General features: G+C 74.0%; 16 protein-coding genes. 13 read left to right on the plus strand and 3 right to left on the minus strand.

Translation table 11 applies throughout. The annotated features are described in order from the left end of the window. The 9 genes from C5N14_RS02390 (at position 1) to C5N14_RS02430 (ending at position 6,970) form a co-directional block, all read left to right on the plus strand. Complete coding sequence (locus C5N14_RS02390; protein ID WP_117665149.1) at positions 1-1,089, plus strand: alpha/beta fold hydrolase; 1,089 nt, start codon at positions 1-3, stop codon at positions 1,087-1,089. A 58-nt stretch (positions 1,090-1,147) separates the two neighbouring features. Next, positions 1,148-1,630 carry a tRNA (adenosine(37)-N6)-threonylcarbamoyltransferase complex ATPase subunit type 1 TsaE gene (tsaE, locus tag C5N14_RS02395; protein ID WP_117665150.1) on the plus strand — a complete coding sequence of 161 codons (483 nt, stop codon included), beginning with the start codon at positions 1,148-1,150 and terminating at the stop codon, positions 1,628-1,630. A gap of 126 nt (positions 1,631-1,756) precedes the next feature. After that, the gene (gene ung / locus C5N14_RS02400) at positions 1,757-2,458 is read left to right on the plus strand and encodes a uracil-DNA glycosylase (RefSeq protein WP_117665151.1); all 702 of its coding nucleotides are present in this window, start codon (positions 1,757-1,759) and stop codon (positions 2,456-2,458) included. Positions 2,459-2,776: 318 nt separating this feature from the next. Next, entirely contained in the window at positions 2,777-3,637 is an 861-nt protein-coding gene (locus C5N14_RS02405) for a maleylpyruvate isomerase family mycothiol-dependent enzyme (protein ID WP_117665152.1), read from the plus strand. Between the two features lie 108 nt (positions 3,638-3,745). After that, on the plus strand, positions 3,746-4,423 hold the full coding sequence (tsaB, locus tag C5N14_RS02410; protein ID WP_117665198.1) for a tRNA (adenosine(37)-N6)-threonylcarbamoyltransferase complex dimerization subunit type 1 TsaB: 678 nt from the start codon (positions 3,746-3,748) through the stop codon (positions 4,421-4,423). Next, positions 4,420-4,965 (plus strand): ribosomal protein S18-alanine N-acetyltransferase, encoded by a 546-nt coding sequence (rimI, locus tag C5N14_RS02415; protein ID WP_243639069.1) that lies wholly within the window; start codon positions 4,420-4,422, stop codon positions 4,963-4,965. Before tsaB ends, rimI begins: the two co-directional genes overlap by 4 nt. 6 nt (positions 4,966-4,971) lie before the next feature. After that, the gene (gene tsaD / locus C5N14_RS02420; protein ID WP_117665154.1) at positions 4,972-6,018 is read left to right on the plus strand and encodes a tRNA (adenosine(37)-N6)-threonylcarbamoyltransferase complex transferase subunit TsaD; all 1,047 of its coding nucleotides are present in this window, start codon (positions 4,972-4,974) and stop codon (positions 6,016-6,018) included. Positions 6,019-6,040: 22 nt separating this feature from the next. Further along, a complete protein-coding gene (locus C5N14_RS02425; protein ID WP_117665155.1) occupies positions 6,041-6,295 on the plus strand; it encodes a hypothetical protein in 255 nt (84 codons plus the stop codon). 108 nt (positions 6,296-6,403) lie between these two features. Next, the gene (locus tag C5N14_RS02430) at positions 6,404-6,970 is read left to right on the plus strand and encodes an NUDIX hydrolase (RefSeq protein WP_117665156.1); all 567 of its coding nucleotides are present in this window, start codon (positions 6,404-6,406) and stop codon (positions 6,968-6,970) included. On the opposite strand, the gene C5N14_RS02435 is transcribed toward C5N14_RS02430, so the two are convergent. Then, complete coding sequence (locus tag C5N14_RS02435; protein ID WP_117665157.1) at positions 6,949-8,391, minus strand: helix-turn-helix domain-containing protein; 1,443 nt, start codon at positions 8,389-8,391, stop codon at positions 6,949-6,951. The two genes, C5N14_RS02430 and C5N14_RS02435, sit on opposite strands and share 22 nt — an antisense overlap. A gap of 228 nt (positions 8,392-8,619) precedes the next feature. On the opposite strand from C5N14_RS02435, the gene C5N14_RS02440 reads away from it, so the two are divergent. From C5N14_RS02440 to C5N14_RS02460, 4 genes are all read left to right on the plus strand, one after another. After that, a complete protein-coding gene (locus C5N14_RS02440) occupies positions 8,620-8,823 on the plus strand; it encodes a hypothetical protein (protein ID WP_117665158.1) in 204 nt (67 codons plus the stop codon). A 60-nt stretch (positions 8,824-8,883) separates the two neighbouring features. Further along, complete coding sequence (locus C5N14_RS02445; protein ID WP_117665159.1) at positions 8,884-10,101, plus strand: helix-turn-helix domain-containing protein; 1,218 nt, start codon at positions 8,884-8,886, stop codon at positions 10,099-10,101. A 316-nt stretch (positions 10,102-10,417) separates the two neighbouring features. Continuing rightward, on the plus strand, positions 10,418-12,121 hold the full coding sequence (locus tag C5N14_RS02455; RefSeq protein WP_117665161.1) for an ABC transporter ATP-binding protein: 1,704 nt from the start codon (positions 10,418-10,420) through the stop codon (positions 12,119-12,121). After that, positions 12,121-13,884 carry an ABC transporter ATP-binding protein gene (locus tag C5N14_RS02460; protein ID WP_117665162.1) on the plus strand — a complete coding sequence of 588 codons (1,764 nt, stop codon included), beginning with the start codon at positions 12,121-12,123 and terminating at the stop codon, positions 13,882-13,884. The genes C5N14_RS02455 and C5N14_RS02460 overlap by 1 nt, the downstream gene beginning before the upstream one ends. 92 nt (positions 13,885-13,976) lie before the next feature. Here the strand turns inward: C5N14_RS02460 and C5N14_RS02465 are convergent, their stop codons facing one another. Together C5N14_RS02465 and C5N14_RS02470 are read right to left on the minus strand one after the other, a co-directional pair. Then, positions 13,977-14,267, minus strand: coding sequence for a DUF1707 domain-containing protein (locus C5N14_RS02465; protein ID WP_117665163.1), 291 nt, complete (start codon positions 14,265-14,267; stop codon positions 13,977-13,979). A gap of 58 nt (positions 14,268-14,325) precedes the next feature. Further along, positions 14,326-15,507, minus strand: a complete 1,182-nt coding sequence (locus C5N14_RS02470; RefSeq protein WP_117665199.1) for an ROK family protein — start codon at positions 15,505-15,507, stop codon at positions 14,326-14,328. Between the last annotated feature and the right edge of the window lie 20 nt (positions 15,508-15,527).

Raw genomic sequence — 15,527 nt, forward strand, 5'->3', positions numbered from 1 at the left:
GTGACCAGGTTCCGCGTCCCCCGGCCGCGCACCGCCGCGGGCCGGGTCGCCGGCGTGCTCGGGGCCGCGGTCGGCGTGGCCGCCGCCGGCCTCGCGGCGGGCGTGGTGAGCGAACGCGTCCTGGTCCGCCGGCTCAAGACCGATCCCGCCGACCCGTACGCCGACGAGGTCTTCGGCGCGCAGCGGTACGACGAGGCGTTCCGGCTGGAACTGGCCGACGGCACCGACATCCACGTCGAGGTGGTCGAGCCGACCCGCCCCGTCGCCGGGCATCCGACGGTGGTGCTGGTGCACGGCTTCTGCCTGGACATGGGCACCTTCCACTTCCAGCGCAAGATGCTCGCCGAGCGGGGCGACTACCGGATCGTCGCGTACGACCAGCCGGGCCACGGCCGGTCGGGGCGGCTGGAGAGCGGTGAGTACGACCTCGCCGCGCTCGGTCGAACGCTGCGCCGGGTGATCGACCGGACCACCCCGGAGGGGCCGCTGGTGCTGGTCGGCCACTCGATGGGCGGGATGACCATCATGGCGTTCGCCGAGCTGTACCCGGAGCTGTTCGGCGACCGGGTCGTCGGCACGGTGCTGATGGCCACCTCCGGCGGGCTGCTGGCCGAGACGAGGCTGGTGGCCCCGGCCCTGCTCGGGCGGGTCGGCTCGCCGGTGCTCTACATGATGAGCAACGCCACCCGGTACGGCGGCACGGCGATCGACAGGGCCCGCAAGTCGGTCTCGAACGTCGCCTGGCTGCTCACCCGCCAGTACGGCTTCGGCACCCCGAAGCCGAGCCCGGCCCTGGTGTCGTACGTCGAGGAGATGAACTCGCGCACCTCGGCCGACACGGTCACCCGCTACCTGCGCACCCTGGCCACCCACTCCCGGTTCCCGGCGCTGGCGGCGTTGGCCGGCACCCCGGTGCTGGTGGTGGTCGGCGACAAGGACATGATCACGCCCGTGACGCACTCGGAGGAGATCGTCCGGCGGCTGCCGCACGCCGAGTTTCTCAAGATCCACGACAGTGGGCACGTGGTGATGCTGGAGCACGCCGACGAGGTCGACGCCGCCCTGGAACACTTCCTGGCGGCGCTGTGAGCGCCGGCAGGAGCGGCCCCTGGTCGCCGGGTGTCGTCGTGCCGCCGGGGGTGGCGCGGTGAGCGTCGTCGTCACGCTGCCGACGATCGAGGACACCCACGCGTTCGGCCGGCGGCTGGCCGGCGTGCTGCGCGCCGGCGACCTGCTGCTGCTCACCGGTCCGCTCGGCGCCGGCAAGACCGCGCTGACCCAGGGCATCGGGGCGGGCCTCGGGGTACGGGGCGACATCACCTCACCGACCTTCGTGATCGCCCGGGTGCACCGCCCGGACCCGGCGCGCGGTGGCGCGGTGGCGCTGGTACACGCGGACGCGTACCGGCTCGGGGACGCCGCAGATCCGCGCGCGGAGATCGACGACCTCGACCTGGACGCCTCCGTGGACGACTCGGTCACCGTGGTCGAGTGGGGGGAGGGGCTGGTCGAGCAGCTCGTCGACGCCCACCTGTGGGTCCGGATCGACCGGCGCGACGACGACACCCGGGTGGTCGAGCTGGACCCGGTCGGCGGCGACTGGCCCGCCCGCGTCGCCACCCTGCCCTGACCCCTTTCCGGGTTCTTGCTCCCGGTGCCCGTTGACGGTCACCGACGGGAGCCCGTCCTCCCGTGTCGGGGTGTCGGACGGGGCTGGTAGGAAGGGGACCGACCGACTGACTGCGAAAGGTTGCCGATGCCCGACGACGCCCCCGCCCTCGACCTGCTCGCGCTGCTGCCCGACGAGTGGCGCGCCGCACTCACCCCGCACCTCGACCCGGCCCGCACCGCCACGTTGGCCGAGTTCGTCGCCGGGGAGTATGCCGCCCAGACCGTGTTCCCGCCGGTCGAGGACCTGTTCTCCGCCTACCGGCTGTGCGGGCCGCAGGAGTGCCGGGTGCTGATCCTCGGTCAGGACCCGTACCACAAGGCCGGGCAGGCGCACGGGCTGAGCTTCAGCGTCCGCGAGGGGGTGTCGGTCCCGCCGTCGCTGCGTAACGTCTTCAAGGAGCTGAGCGAGGACCTGGGTGTGGCGAAGCCGCGCGGCGGCAACCTCGACGGCTGGGCGGCGCAGGGCGTGCTGTTGCTGAACTCGGTGCTGACCGTCCGGCAGGCGACCCCCGGCTCGCACGCCAACAAGGGGTGGGAGGAGTTCACCGACGCCACGATCCGCGCCCTCGACGCCCTCGACCAGCGGGTCGTCTTCCTGCTCTGGGGCGGGTACGCCCGCAAGAAGGCCGCCCTGGTCACCAACCCGCAGCACGTGGTGCTGGAGGCCGGCCACCCCAGCCCGATGAATCCGCGCGGCTTCCTGGGCAGCCGCCCGTTCAGCGCGACCAACAAGGCCCTCGCCGACGCCGGCCTGCCCACGATCGACTGGGAGCGGTCCGCCGGCTGAGCCGGCTCGCGCCGCACCGATCCGCGCCGCACCGGATTCGGTCGCCGTCGCAACGGACGACCGGCCCCGGTGCCGGCCCCGGCCTGGCGGTGTGGCTGCGCCGTCCTGGCGGCCTGGCCTGCGGGGCCGGCGTCCTGGCCGTGGGCCGTACCGTCCCGGCCTCCTGGGCCGCCGGTACGCGAACCGGTCCGCAGCCCGAGCCTCCGTGCGGTGGCCGCCGGCCGGCCGGCCGGAGCAGGGCACGGGTGAAGTGACGCGGTGGTGACTGTCCGCTATAGACTTCGCGGGACCCGGTGGCTCCGCGATCGGAGGCGTCCCATGGCGACGACGGCGACCATCACCCCCCGGCAGTGGCAGACGGCCCGGGAGGCGCTGGAGCGGGCCACTGGCCGGTTCGTCCGGCTGGTCGAGGCGGTCGACCGGCCGGACACCATGGTGACCGCGCACTGGTCGGTCTCCGACACCCTCGTCCACCTGGTCTCGGTCGCCTGGTGGTACGCGACCAAACTCGACCCCGACCATCCGCCGCTGCCGATTCCCGGCCTCGCCGCCCAGCTTCCGACCGTCACAGTGGACACCATCGCCGATGTCAACGACCTGATACTGCGGCACCTGACCGACCGGTCGCCCCGGCCGCTGCTGGACCAGCTTCGGGCCGACGTGGACAAGATCCTCCGGGTCACCGCCGACCGCCGCCCGGACGAGCTGCTCAGCTGGTTCGGCGACGCCCGCGCGCCCCTCGCCGGTCTCTTCGGCCACCTGGTCAACGAGCTGCTCGTGCACGGCTGGGACATCGCCCGAGCGACTGGCCGGCCATGGAAGATGCCCGGATCGGAGGCCGTGCTCTTCTTCGAGGTCTTCCTGGTCGGCGTGCTCCGCGCCGGCTACGGACACCTGCTCGACAACGACGAGCCGCCCCGGGAACGCCCGATCACCGTCGAGTTCCGATCCGCGTACTGCGCCGACATCACCCTCGTCCTGCACCGGGGGGTGGTAACGGTCGCCGCTCCGGGCACCCCGCCGGACGCCCGGGTCCGGTTCGACCCGGCGGCGCTCAACCTGATGCTGTTCGGCCGGGTCAGCCGGGTCCGTACGGTGCTCGCCGGCAAGCTCACCCTCCGCGGCCCCCGCCCCTGGCTCCTCTTCCCCTTCCTCCGAGTCCTCCGAGCCCCAAACTGACCCACCCCCACCCTGCCCTGCCCCGCCGGGGGTGGGGCGGGGTGGGGCAGGGGTGGGGGTCGGCGGGGGGTCGCCGGGGGGAGCGGCGGGGCGGTTAGGGTGGCGTTCGTGCTCGTACTGGTGCTGGACTCCTCGACCCCCGCGGTGACCGCGGCGCTGGTGGAGGTCTCGGCCGACGGCGTGACGGCGCGGGCGCAGCGCCGCACCGTCGATGCCCGCGCGCACGGCGAGCTGCTCGCGCCGCAGGTCGACGCGGTCCTCGCCGAGGTCGACGGCCGCCCCGCCGACCTGGCCGCGATCGTGGCGGGGCTCGGCCCCGGCCCGTTCACCGGGCTGCGGGTGGGGCTGGTCACCGCCGCCACCATGGCCCAGGTGCTGGGAGTCCCCGCGTACGGCGTCTGCTCGCTCGACGGGATCGGCCACCCGGTGGCGGCCGGCGAGCCGGTCCTGGTGGCCAGCGACGCCCGCCGCCGGGAGGTCTACTGGGCGGTCTACGACGGTGCGGGGCAGCGGATCGCCGGCCCGGACGTGGACACCCCGGCGGTCGCCGCACGGCGCGCCCGCGACCTGGGGGTCACCGTGGCGGCCGGCGACGGCGCGCACCGGTACGCCGAGGTGTTCGACCTGCCGCTGCGGGCCGAGCCCCGCTACCCGGACCCGATCGTGCTGGCCGAGCTGGCGGCCGAGCGGATCCGGGCCGGCGCGCCCGGTGAGCCGCTCACCCCGCTGTACCTGCGCCGCCCGGACGCCGTGGCGGCCACCGCCCGCAAACCGGTCCTGCCGTGAACCCCGCTGGGGTGCGGCTGGAACCGTTCCGCTGGTGGCACATCGACGAGGTGCTGCCGATCGAGGCGGACCTGTTCGGCGTCGAGCAGTGGTCGCCGGCGATGTTCTGGAACGAGCTGGCCAACGGCCACTTCTACCTGGTCGCCACCGATGCCGGGGACGCCACCGACTCCACCGGCGCCACGGACCTCACCGGCGCTGCGACCGCCATGACCGCCGCCAATGCCACGACCCCCGTCCGCGCCGGGAAGGTGCTCGGCTACGCCGGGCTGACCGTGGCCGCTCCGGACGAGGCGTGGGTGCAGAACATCGCGGTCCGCCGGGACGCCCAGCGGCGCGGCGTGGGCCGGGCCCTGCTGGAGGCGCTGCTCGCCGAGGCCGCCCGCCGGGGGGCGCGGAGCACGCTGCTGGAGGTCGCGGCCGACAACGCCCCGGCCCAGCGGCTCTACGCGGCGTACGGCTTCGAGCCGATCGGGGTGCGTCGCGGCTACTACCAACCGAGCAACACCGACGCGCTGGTCATGCGGCGCGAGCAGGACTGAGGAGACATGGCTGACGAACCGCTGATCCTCGGCATCGAGACCTCCTGCGACGAGACCGGGGTCGGCATCGTACGCGGGCACACCCTGCTCGCCGACGCGCTGGCCTCCAGCGTCGAGGAGCACGCCCGGTTCGGCGGCGTGGTGCCCGAGGTGGCCAGCCGGGCCCACCTGGAGGCGATCGTGCCGACCATGGACCGGGCGCTGAAGGAGGCGGGGGTGACCATCGCCGACATCGACGCCATCGCGGTGACCTCCGGCCCGGGGCTGGCCGGCGCGCTGCTGGTCGGCGTGGCCGCCGCCAAGGGGTACGCGCTGGCCGCCGAGAAGCCGGTGTACGGGGTGAACCATCTCGCCGCGCACGTCGCCGTGGACACCCTCGAACACGGCCCGCTGCCCGAGCCGGCGATCGCGCTGCTGGTCTCCGGCGGGCACTCGTCCCTGCTGCTCGTCGACGACCTGGCCCGGGGGGTCACCCCGCTGGGCGCGACCATCGACGACGCGGCCGGTGAGGCGTTCGACAAGGTGGCCCGGCTGCTCGGCCTGCCGTTCCCCGGCGGGCCGTACATCGACCGGGAGGCCCGGGCCGGTGACGCCGCCGCCATCGGCTTCCCGCGCGGGCTCACCGCCGCCAAGGACCTCGCCGCACACCGGTACGACTTCTCGTTCTCCGGGCTGAAGACGGCGGTGGCCCGCTGGGTGGAGGCCCGGCAGCGGGCCGGCGAGCCGGTGCCGGTGGCCGACGTGGCCGCGTCGTTCCAGGAGGCGGTCTGCGACGTGCTCACCACGAAGGCGCTGGCCGCCTGCCGGGCCCACGGGGTCGACACGCTGGTGATCGGCGGAGGGGTGGCGGCGAACTCCCGGCTGCGGGTGCTCGCCGAGGACCGGGCGGCCAAGCTGGGCATCCGGGTCCGGGTGCCCCGGCCGAAGCTGTGCACCGACAACGGGGCGATGGTGGCCGCGCTCGGCTCGCACCTGGTCGCCGCCGGGGTGGCGCCGAGCCGGCTCGACCTGCCGGCCGACTCGTCCCTGCCGCTGACCACGGTCAGCGTGTGACGGCGGCGAGGGGAGCGACGACATGATCGTACGGATGTGGGAGGCGCGGGCGGAGGCGTACGGCTTCGCCGACCTGATCACCTGGGTCTGCGACACCGCCCTGCCCGAGTTCGAGCACGACCCGCTGCACCTGTCCAGCGAGGTGTTCAGCTCGACCGACCACCGGGTGGTGGTGATCTCGAAGTGGCGCAGCAGCCCTCGGCCGCTGCCCGACCCGCCCGCGACGCTGGTCGCCCGCCCGCCGCACTCGTGGGACTTCACCCAGGTCGACCGCTGACCGTCGAGCAACCGTGGGGCTACCCTGTGACCCCACCTCGTCAGGCGGCGTCGTCCATGGGATCAAGGGCCCACCTGAGTCCGCGTGGGGATGGCTGATACTGGCGGGATGGCGGACCAGGAGACAAACGGGCTGACCCGGTGGACGATCCATGGCGAGCGGATTGTGGATGACAGCCGGCGTGCTTGGCTGAGTATCGCCGACGTGGAACTGCCGGACGGTGTCCGGTTCGAGCAGTACGTGATCCGGGCTCCCCTGTCTGCGATGGTCGCCGTCCTGGACGACCAGCAGCGGCTGTTGTTGATGCGGCGGCACCGGTTCGTGTTCGACCAGTGGGTGTGGGAACTTCCCGGCGGGTATGTCGACGGCGAGGAGGAGCCGGCGCGGTGCGCGGTGCGCGAGGTCGAGGAGGAGACCGGCTGGCGGCCGTATGAGGTCGAGCCGCTGCTGTCGTTCCAGCCGTGGGTCGCCACGGCGGATGCGAAGAACCTGCTGTTCCTCGCCCGAGGGGCGGAGCACACGGGAGCTCCGGTGGATGTGAACGAAGCGGAACGGGTCGCCTGGATGCCGCTGGTCGAGGCTCGGGTGCTCGTGGAGCAGGGGGAGATTGTCGGAGCCGGCACCGTGATCGCCGTGCTGGAGTTGACGGCACGTCAGGCGCGGGGTGAGTTGTAGCCGTCCCGCCGAGGTCCGAGGGTGGCGTCGACCTGGTGGATGAAGTGGCGTACGGCGGGCCTGCGGCGATGGGGCGCGAGTTGGGTTCGTAGGTCGTACAGATAACCTGCGGCGCGGGCCGACCGGAGCTGCGAGGTCAAGGTCAGCGCTTCCGCGCCGATGGCGCAGGCACGATCCGGTTCGTTTCGCTGTACCTGAACGGTGGCGAGCAGGGCGAGGTTGAAGGCTTTGCCGCGTACGTAGCTCTCGTCCATCCTCAGCGACCGGACGGCGAAGCGTTCTGCCTGGGTGGGCTTGCCGAGCGCGGTGAAGCAGTGGCCGAACTTGGCCGACAGGTATGCCTCGTCGAAGTAGCCCAACCACCGAGGGGCGCTGCTGCGGTCAGCCCGGTCGAGGGTTCGTTCCGCCTGGTGCAGTGCGTGGGCGCAGGCGCTTTCGTTGTGCGCGGACGCGTGGGCGTGTGCCTCCATGACGAACGCCTCGGCGGTCAGGACCGTGACGCCGGCGAGGTTTGCGGTCTGTCCCGCCGCACGGGCGAGATCGACGCCGGCCCCGGTGTGACCGAGGTAGGTCGCCTGGTGACTCATGGCGGCGAGGATCTCCGCTCCGAGAACGGAATCGCCCGCCGCGTGGGCGAGATTCAGCGCGAGGGTGAGGTGTCGCTGGGCGGCCCCGTGATCGGCCGTGTCGTACGCCTGCCAGCCGGCGAGCTGGGTCAACTCCGCGACGGCGCTGAGCAGCCGCCGACCTGTGGGGGGATCGTAGTGGCCCTCGGTCAGCAGCGGAGTGATCTCCTGGTGCAGGTAGCGGGTCACTGTCTTGCGCGCGTGGCCGCCTCCGTACTGGTTGTCCAGTCGCCGGTAGGTCGCGGTCATCTCACGGATGGTGTCGATGTCGGGCTGACCGACGCTGCGGCGACCAGATTGGCCCACGTCCTGCGGTGGGGGCACGGTGAACCACCGGAGCGCTGGCAGGGTGTAGCCGGCGGAGCTGAAGGCCACCTGGCGGATCACGTCTCGACGGTTCACTTCGCCTTCCCAGAGCTGTGCGGCTGCGCTGACGTCCGCGCGCCAGGACCGGGTGACCGGCGGATCACACTGCCGCTGGTGGACAAAGTTGGCCATGTCTTGGGGAAATGAGCGTTGGCGGGGTGCCAGTCCCAATGCCATGCGTGCCTCGTCGGGCATTCGGCAACCATCGGCGATGCGTTCCAGCACGTCGATGGAGGTCACCTTCCGTCCCGCCATGATGCGGCTGACGTAGCCCTGCTCAAGTCCGACGGCGGCGCCGATGCGGGTCTGACTCGCGTGGGTCAAGCGGCTGACGTGTCGGAACAACGCTCCGATGTCACGGGCATCGAGAGCTGCCCGCACCGTCCTGTCCGCCCACAGGTGGCTCGGAATATGAAGCGGATCGAGCAACGGCGAGCTCCCAACGTGGTGATCCGACTACTCATGGTGTTCGACTCGCAGCTTAGGGCGGGGAACGGCGCAGGTCGAGCCGGCTCATGTCGCCGTGACATGAGCCGTCGACATGGCTGCCGAGGGGCGCCGGCGCAATTCTGCGGGCATGCTTTCCGCCTTCGAGAATCTGCCGCCCGACGCACTCGGCTGGCGTCGTCACCTGCCGGTGTGGCTCCCCCCGGCCGCATGACCATGGGCGCGATCCGTGACCTCAAGGCGCTGACCGAGTACGCCCGCGAGCAGGTCGAGACGGCTGACGTGCTGCTGGCGGCCCACGAGGCTGCGGAGCTGGGCCTGTGTCGCTGCGGTCGACCGCACCCGTGTGACGAGCGCCGACAGGGAGTCGAGAGACGTGATTACTACGCACAAATCGTCGGTGATGCTTCGTGACGACCCTGCCGATGTGGGCACCCATCAGTGCGCTGCGCCGCCGCTTTTGGGCTGGGCACTATGAGTGATCTGCGACCGGATGATGAGCCGATAGGCCGGCGGGTGGCACGGTGGCGGGTGCGACGGCGGATGACGCAGCAGATGTTGGCCGACCAGCTCGGCAAGTCGAAGAGCTGGGTGGACAAGATAGAGCGGGGTGTCCGCGCACTGGACCGGTTCTCCGTCATCCAGGACGTCGCCGGGGTGCTGCGGGTGGACGCGTCGGTGCTGGCCGGTGGAGACGCCCGGCCCGCAGCGGCGGTCGGTGCGCTCGACGAAGGCGTGGACAGGGTGCGGGCTGCGCTCGCCCGTTACGACACCCTCCTGACCGGACCGGATCCTCGGCCGACGCCGCCGGTAGCCGATCTGGGTCGACAGGTGGCGCACGCCTGGCTGAGCTACCAGCACGCGCACTACCCGCAGTTGGTGCGGATGCTGCCGGGCCTGCTCGGCGACGCCCAGCGCGCCCACGCGACCGAGGGCGAGGCGGCGGGTGCGGGGGGCCTGCTGGTCCAGGTGTACCGGATCACGGCGTCGATGCTGGTGAAGCTGGGGGAAGCCGACCTGGCCTGGTTGGCCGCCGACCGGGCGATGGCGGTGGCCACCGGTGACCCGCCACTGGCAGCGGTCGCCGCGATCCCCCTGGGGCAGGCGCTGCGCGCCGCCGGGCGGGGCCGTTTGGCTATGGCGGTGACGATCGCCGCCGCACACCGGATCGCACCGGCGGTGCCCCATGACGGTCCGCCGCAGGAGCTGGCGCTGTGCGGGACGCTGTTGGTCGAGGCTGCTCTCGCCGCTGCGAGCTGTGGTGACGCGCGCAGCGTGGGGGAGCTGCTCGACCAGACCGGCGACATCGCCGAATGGGTCGGCGACGGCCAGGACCATCACCGGACGAGCTTCGGACCCACGAGCGTCGAGTTGGCGCGGGTGGCAGCGGCGGTCGATCTGGGCGACGGTGGTGCAGCGGTCACCGGGCACGAGAAGGTCGTCAGCGCGAGTGGGTGGGCGCTGCTGCCGGTCGAGCACCGGGCCGCTCACCTGCTGGACGCCGCACGGGCGTACCTGCACGTCGGTGACCTGCTCCGGGCGGGGCGCGCCCTGGTCGACGCCGAACGGACCGCGCCGGCCGAGATTCGTCACCGTCCGACGGCCCGTACCGTGATCGAGGCCGTGGCTTCTGCTGGCCCGGTCCCGGCCGGGGTGGCGCGACTGGCCTCGTTGGTCGGGCTGACCCGGTGACCGCGCCGTTCCTGTCCCTGGCCCAGATCCGTAACCGCCTCGCGCTGACCGCCCGCACGGTCCTGCGTCACCACCGGCCTGGCCCGGACGGTTGCTGCCGGGTCTGCCGCGTTCCGCGTTGCCCGGTGGGCACCGCCGCACGGGACTTCCTCGCCGCAATCGGGCGAGATCGGTGAGGGGTCTGCACTTCCGGTCCGGAAGGCATGCCTCGTTTCTGCGGAGGGGCGGGCGCGAGTCCGGCCCTTCGGCCGGGCGATTCTGAACAGCGAAAATGCGTTGGCGCAACCGCTTTCTCACGGCCTAACGTCGGCGGGTCATGCGCTTCGAACCGGCCGGCGATCCCGGCGTACCCGACGACCGTTCGGCGGCCCGATACCTGGTGTGGCTGGCCGGTCGGCAACCGTTGCTCTTCTTCGCCGCCATCGGCCTCGGCGTGGTCTGGATGGTCGCCCAGGCCCTGATGCCGGCCACCGTCGGCCGGGCCGTGGACGCCGGCCTCACCCACCGCGACCAGGGCGCCCTGGTCACCTGGGGGCTGGCCCTGCTCGGGCTGGGCGTGCTCCAGGCCGGCGCGGGCGTGCTGCGGCACCGGTGCGCGCTGCACAACTGGCTGGGCGGCGCGTACCGGACGGTGCAGGTCACCGTCGGCGCGGCGAACCGGCTGGGGGCCGCGCTGTCCCGCCGGGTCGCGGGGGGCGAGGTGGTCAGCATCGGTACGGCCGACATCGGCCAGATCGGCCACGCGATCGACATCACCGCCCGGGGCACCGGATCGCTGGTCGCCATCGCCACGGTGGCGGTGATCCTGCTCTCCGCGTCGGTGCCGCTCGGCCTCGTCGTCGTGCTCGGGGTGCCGTTGCTGATGGCCGTGGTGGGGCTGCTCATCCGGCCGCTGCACCACCGGCAGCAGGCGTACCGGGACTCGGAGGGGGAGCTGACCGCCCGGGCCGGCGACATCGTCTCCGGGCTGCGGGTGGTGCGCGGCGTCGGCGGCGAGCCGGTGCTGTCGACCCGGTACCGGGCTCGGTCCCAGGAGTTGCGCGCCGACGGGCTGCGGGTGGCCCGGGTGGAGTCGCTGCTGGAGGCGACCCAGATCCTGCTGCCCGGCGCGTTCCTGGTGCTGGTCACCTGGCTGGGCGCCCGGTTCGCGCTGCGCGGAGAGATCACCGCCGGCCAGCTCGTCGCCTTCTACGGCTACACCGCGTTCCTGGTCAGCCCGCTGCGTAACCTCACCGAGGCGGTGGACCGGCTGACCCGGGGGCACGTGGCGGCCCGCCGGGTGGTCCGGCTGCTGCGGCTCACCCCCGAGCTGGTCGACCCGGCCCGCCCGGCGGCCCTGCCGGCCGGCCCCGGCGAGCTGGTGGACGCCGAGTCGGGGCTGGTCGTGCCGGCCGGCCGGCTCACCGCGCTGGTCGCCGCCGCGCCCGAGGACGCCGCCGCGATCGCCGACCGGCTCGGCCGGTACGTCGACGCGGACGTGACGCTGCACGGCGTACCGCTGCGGGAGGTGGCGCTGGCGGCGGTGCGCGAGCGGATCCTGGTGGCCGACAACGACGCGCACCTGTTCACCGGCCCGCTGCGGGCGGAGCTGGACCCGCACGACGCGGCCGACCCGGCGACGATCCTCGCGGCGCTGGACGCGGCGAGCGCGACCGACATCGTCGACGCACTGCCCGACGGGCTGGACGGCCGGGTCGCCGAGCGGGGCCGGGAGTTCTCCGGCGGCCAGCAGCAGCGGCTGCGGCTGGCCCGGGCGCTGGTCGCCGACCCGGAGACGCTGGTGCTGGTCGAGCCGACGAGCGCGGTGGACGCGCACACCGAGGCGCGGATCGCCGCGCGGCTCGGCCCGGCCCGGCGGGGCCGGACCACCCTGGTCTGCACCACCAGCCCGCTGGTGCTGGGCCGCGCCGAGCACGTGGTCTTCGTGGCGGACGGCAAGGTGATGGCCGAGGGGCCGCACGAGGAACTGCTGCGCACCGAGCCGCGCTACGCGGCCACGGTGAGCCGGGGGGAGAGCTGATGACCGCCGCGCTGCCGGTCGCCGACGCCGACCAGGTCCGCCGGTACGCCCGCGCCCTGGTCCGCCGCCACCCCCGCGCCCTGGCCACCGCGCTCGCCCTGCACGCGCTGGCCGCGGCGGCCGGGCTGGTCGCGCCGCGACTGCTCGGCGACCTGGTGGAGGGCATCTCCCGGGGCACCTCGACCGTCACGGTGGACCGGATCGCCCTGGCCATCGGCGGTTTCGTGGTGGCCCAGTCGGTGCTGGTGCGGTTCGCCCACCTGGCGTCGGCCCGGCTCGGCGAGGGGGTGCTCGCCGAGCTGCGCGAGGAGTTCGTCGACCGGCTGCTCGCCCTGCCGCTGTCCACGGTGGAGCGGGCCGGCACCGGCGACCTGCTCACCCGGGCGTCCCGGGACGTCTCCGCGCTGTCCAGGACGGTCCGGTTCGCGGTGCCGGAGACCCTGATCGCGCTGGTCACCGTCGTGTTCGTCGTCGCCGCGCTGCTGTTCACCGGGCCGCTGCTCGTGCTGCCGAGCCTGCTCGCGGTGCCGATCCTGTGGGCCGGCACCCGGTGGTACCTGCGCCGCGCCCCGGCCGGCTACCTGCGGGAGAACGCCGCGTACTCCGACATCACCGACGGGATCAGCGAGACCGTCGAGGGGTCGCGGACCACGGAGGCGCTGCGCCAGCAGGCCCGCCGCCAGGCCCGCAGCGCCGCCGACATCCGCCGGTCGTACGCCGCCGAGCGGTACACCCTCGGGCTGCGTACCGTCTTCTTCCCGGTCGCCGAGCTCGGGTACGTGGTGCCGGTGGTCGCCACCCTGGTCGTCGGCGGCTGGTTCTACCTGGAGGGTTGGGTCAGCCTCGGCCAGGTCACCGCGGCCACCCTCTACGCCCAGCAGCTCGTGGACCCGGTCGACCGGCTGCTCTCCTGGCTGGACGAGTTGCAGGTGGGTGGCGCCTCGATGGCCCGGCTGCTCGGGGTGGCCGCCGCCGACGACCCGGGCCCGGCCCCCGCCGGCGAATCCCCACGGCCGGCCGCGGACGGTGGCCCGGCGGCTCCCCGGCTCGCCGCCCGAGACGTCCGGTACGCCTACCGGGAGGGCCGGGACGTGCTGCACGGCGTGACCCTGGTGCCCGAGCCGGGGGAGAAGCTGGCCATCGTCGGGCCGTCCGGGGCGGGCAAGTCCACCCTGGGCCGGCTGCTCGCCGGGGTGCACGCCCCGCGCGCCGGGTCGGTGACCGTGGACGGCCGGCCGCTGGACGGGCTGCCCCTGGCGGAACTGCGCACCCACGTCGCGCTGGTCACCCAGGAGCACCACGTCTTCATCGGCACGCTCGCCGACAACGTGGCGATGGTCCGCCCCGACGCCGACCCGGCCCGGGTCCGCTCGGCGCTGGCCGCGGTGGACGCCCTGGACTGGGCGGACGCGCTGCCGCAGGGCCTCGACACCGTGGTCGGCGCGGGCGGGCACGCGCTCTCCCCGGCGCAGGCCCAGCAGCTCGCGCTGGCCCGGCTCGTGCTGGCCGACCCGCACACCCTGGTCCTGGACGAGGCGACCTCGCTGATCGACCCCCGGGCCGCCCGGCACCTGGAGCGCTCCCTGGCCGCCGTGCTGGAGGGCCGCACGGTCGTCGCCATCGCCCACCGGCTCTTCTCCGCGCACGACGCCGACCGGGTGGCGGTGGTGGAGGACGGCCGGATCACCGAGCTGGGATCGCACGACGAGCTGGTCGCGGCGGGCGGCCCCTACGCCGCCCTCTGGCGCTCCTGGCACGGCTGAGGCACCGGGCCGGCAGGGGCCCCGCCGGGACGACGGGCGGCGGCGGACCGGCGGGCCGGTCAGGTGCGGCGCAGGACGCGGGCGGCGACGGGTCAGCGGCTGAGGGCCATCAGCAGGCCGAGCAGGAGCAGGGTGGCGACGGCGACCGCGAAGACGACCAGCAGGTCCCGCCGGCCGTGTTCGGCGGATGGTCCGGCGGGGGCCGGCTCGACCGGCAGGTCCCGGGTCACCGCGGCCAGGTCGCCGAGGGTGCGGGCGGACCAGACCACCGCGACCCGCTCGGAGAACTCGTCCAGGTTGAGCCGGCCCGCCGAGGTGTGCCGTTGCAGCTCGGCGATCACCCGGTGCCGGTCGTCGTCGGAGGCGCGCAGCTCGACGTCCACGTCGGACAGGGTACGCAGCCGCGCCGCCCGGGTCAGGCCGCCGGGCGGAGGGGACCGGTCAGCCGGCGTCGAGGGGGTCGGCTAGCAGCCGCTCGAAGGCCAGCTCGGCCGCACCGACCAGGGCCGCGTCGGCGCCCAGCTTCGGGGTGCGCAGCCGGACGTGCTCCAGGCAGGCCGACAGCCCGATCGAGTTGAGCCGGCTGCGCACCTGGGCCGCCGAGGCCAGGTACAGGTCACGCATGGTGCCGCCGAAGATGACCATCTCGGGGTTGAAGATGTTCACCAGGTTGGCCACGCCGAAGCCGAGCCAGTCGCCGGCCTGGCGGACCGCCGTCTGGGCCCGGGCGTCGCCCCGGCCGGCGGCGTCGAAGACGGCCAGCAGCGCGTCCCGGCCCCGGGCGTCGTGCCGGCCGGCGGCCCGCAGCAGCGCGTGCTCGCCGATCTCGGTCTCCCAGCAGCCCCGGGAGCCGCACTCGCAGCGGGTCCCGTCCCGGACCACCACCATGTGGCCGACCTCACCGCCGTACCCGCCGTGCCCGGTGAGCCGCCGGCCGCCGGCGATGATGCCGGCGCCGACGCCGACGTCCCCGTACAGGTAGATGATGTTCTCGCAGCCGGCGGCGACGCCCCGGGCGTGCTCCGCGAAGGCCGCCGCGTCCGCCACGTTGCCGACCGTGATAGGCACGTCGATGCCCAGCTCGGCGGCCAGCGCCGCGCCGATCGGCTCGTCCACCCAGCCGGTGGGCGGGCTCAGCCGGACCAGGCCGTCGTCGCGGCGGACCATGCCGCAGACCGCCACCCCGACCCCGACGCAGACCGCGCCGGCCGGCACCGCCGGGTGCATCTCCTTGAGCGCCCCGGCCAGCAGCGGCGCGGCCTCCTCGGCCAGCAGGTTGCGGGGCCGGTCCAGCTCCCGGCGGTCGAGGACCGCGCCGCCCAGGCCGACCCGTGCGGCCCGCAGCCGGTCCACCTCCACGCTGTACGCGTACGCGTACACCCGCTCCGCCTCCGGCCGGACGACCAGCGACGGCCGGCCGGCCCGGCCGGTCTCCCGCGGCGTGCCCTCGCTGACCAGGCCGGCGCCGGCCAGGTCGGCGGTCAGCGCGCCGATGGTGCTGCGGTTGAGCCCGAGCACGGTGGTCAGCTCGGCGCGGGTCGTCGCGCCGTGGACGTGCACGTAGCGCAGCAAAGCACCGAGGTTCTGCCGACGGATCTCGTCCTGGCTGGGTCCTGCGCGCATCGCCACCGGCACTCCGTGTC

The organism is Micromonospora sp. MW-13 (genome assembly GCF_003434305.1).
Classification (GTDB): domain Bacteria; phylum Actinomycetota; class Actinomycetes; order Mycobacteriales; family Micromonosporaceae; genus Micromonospora.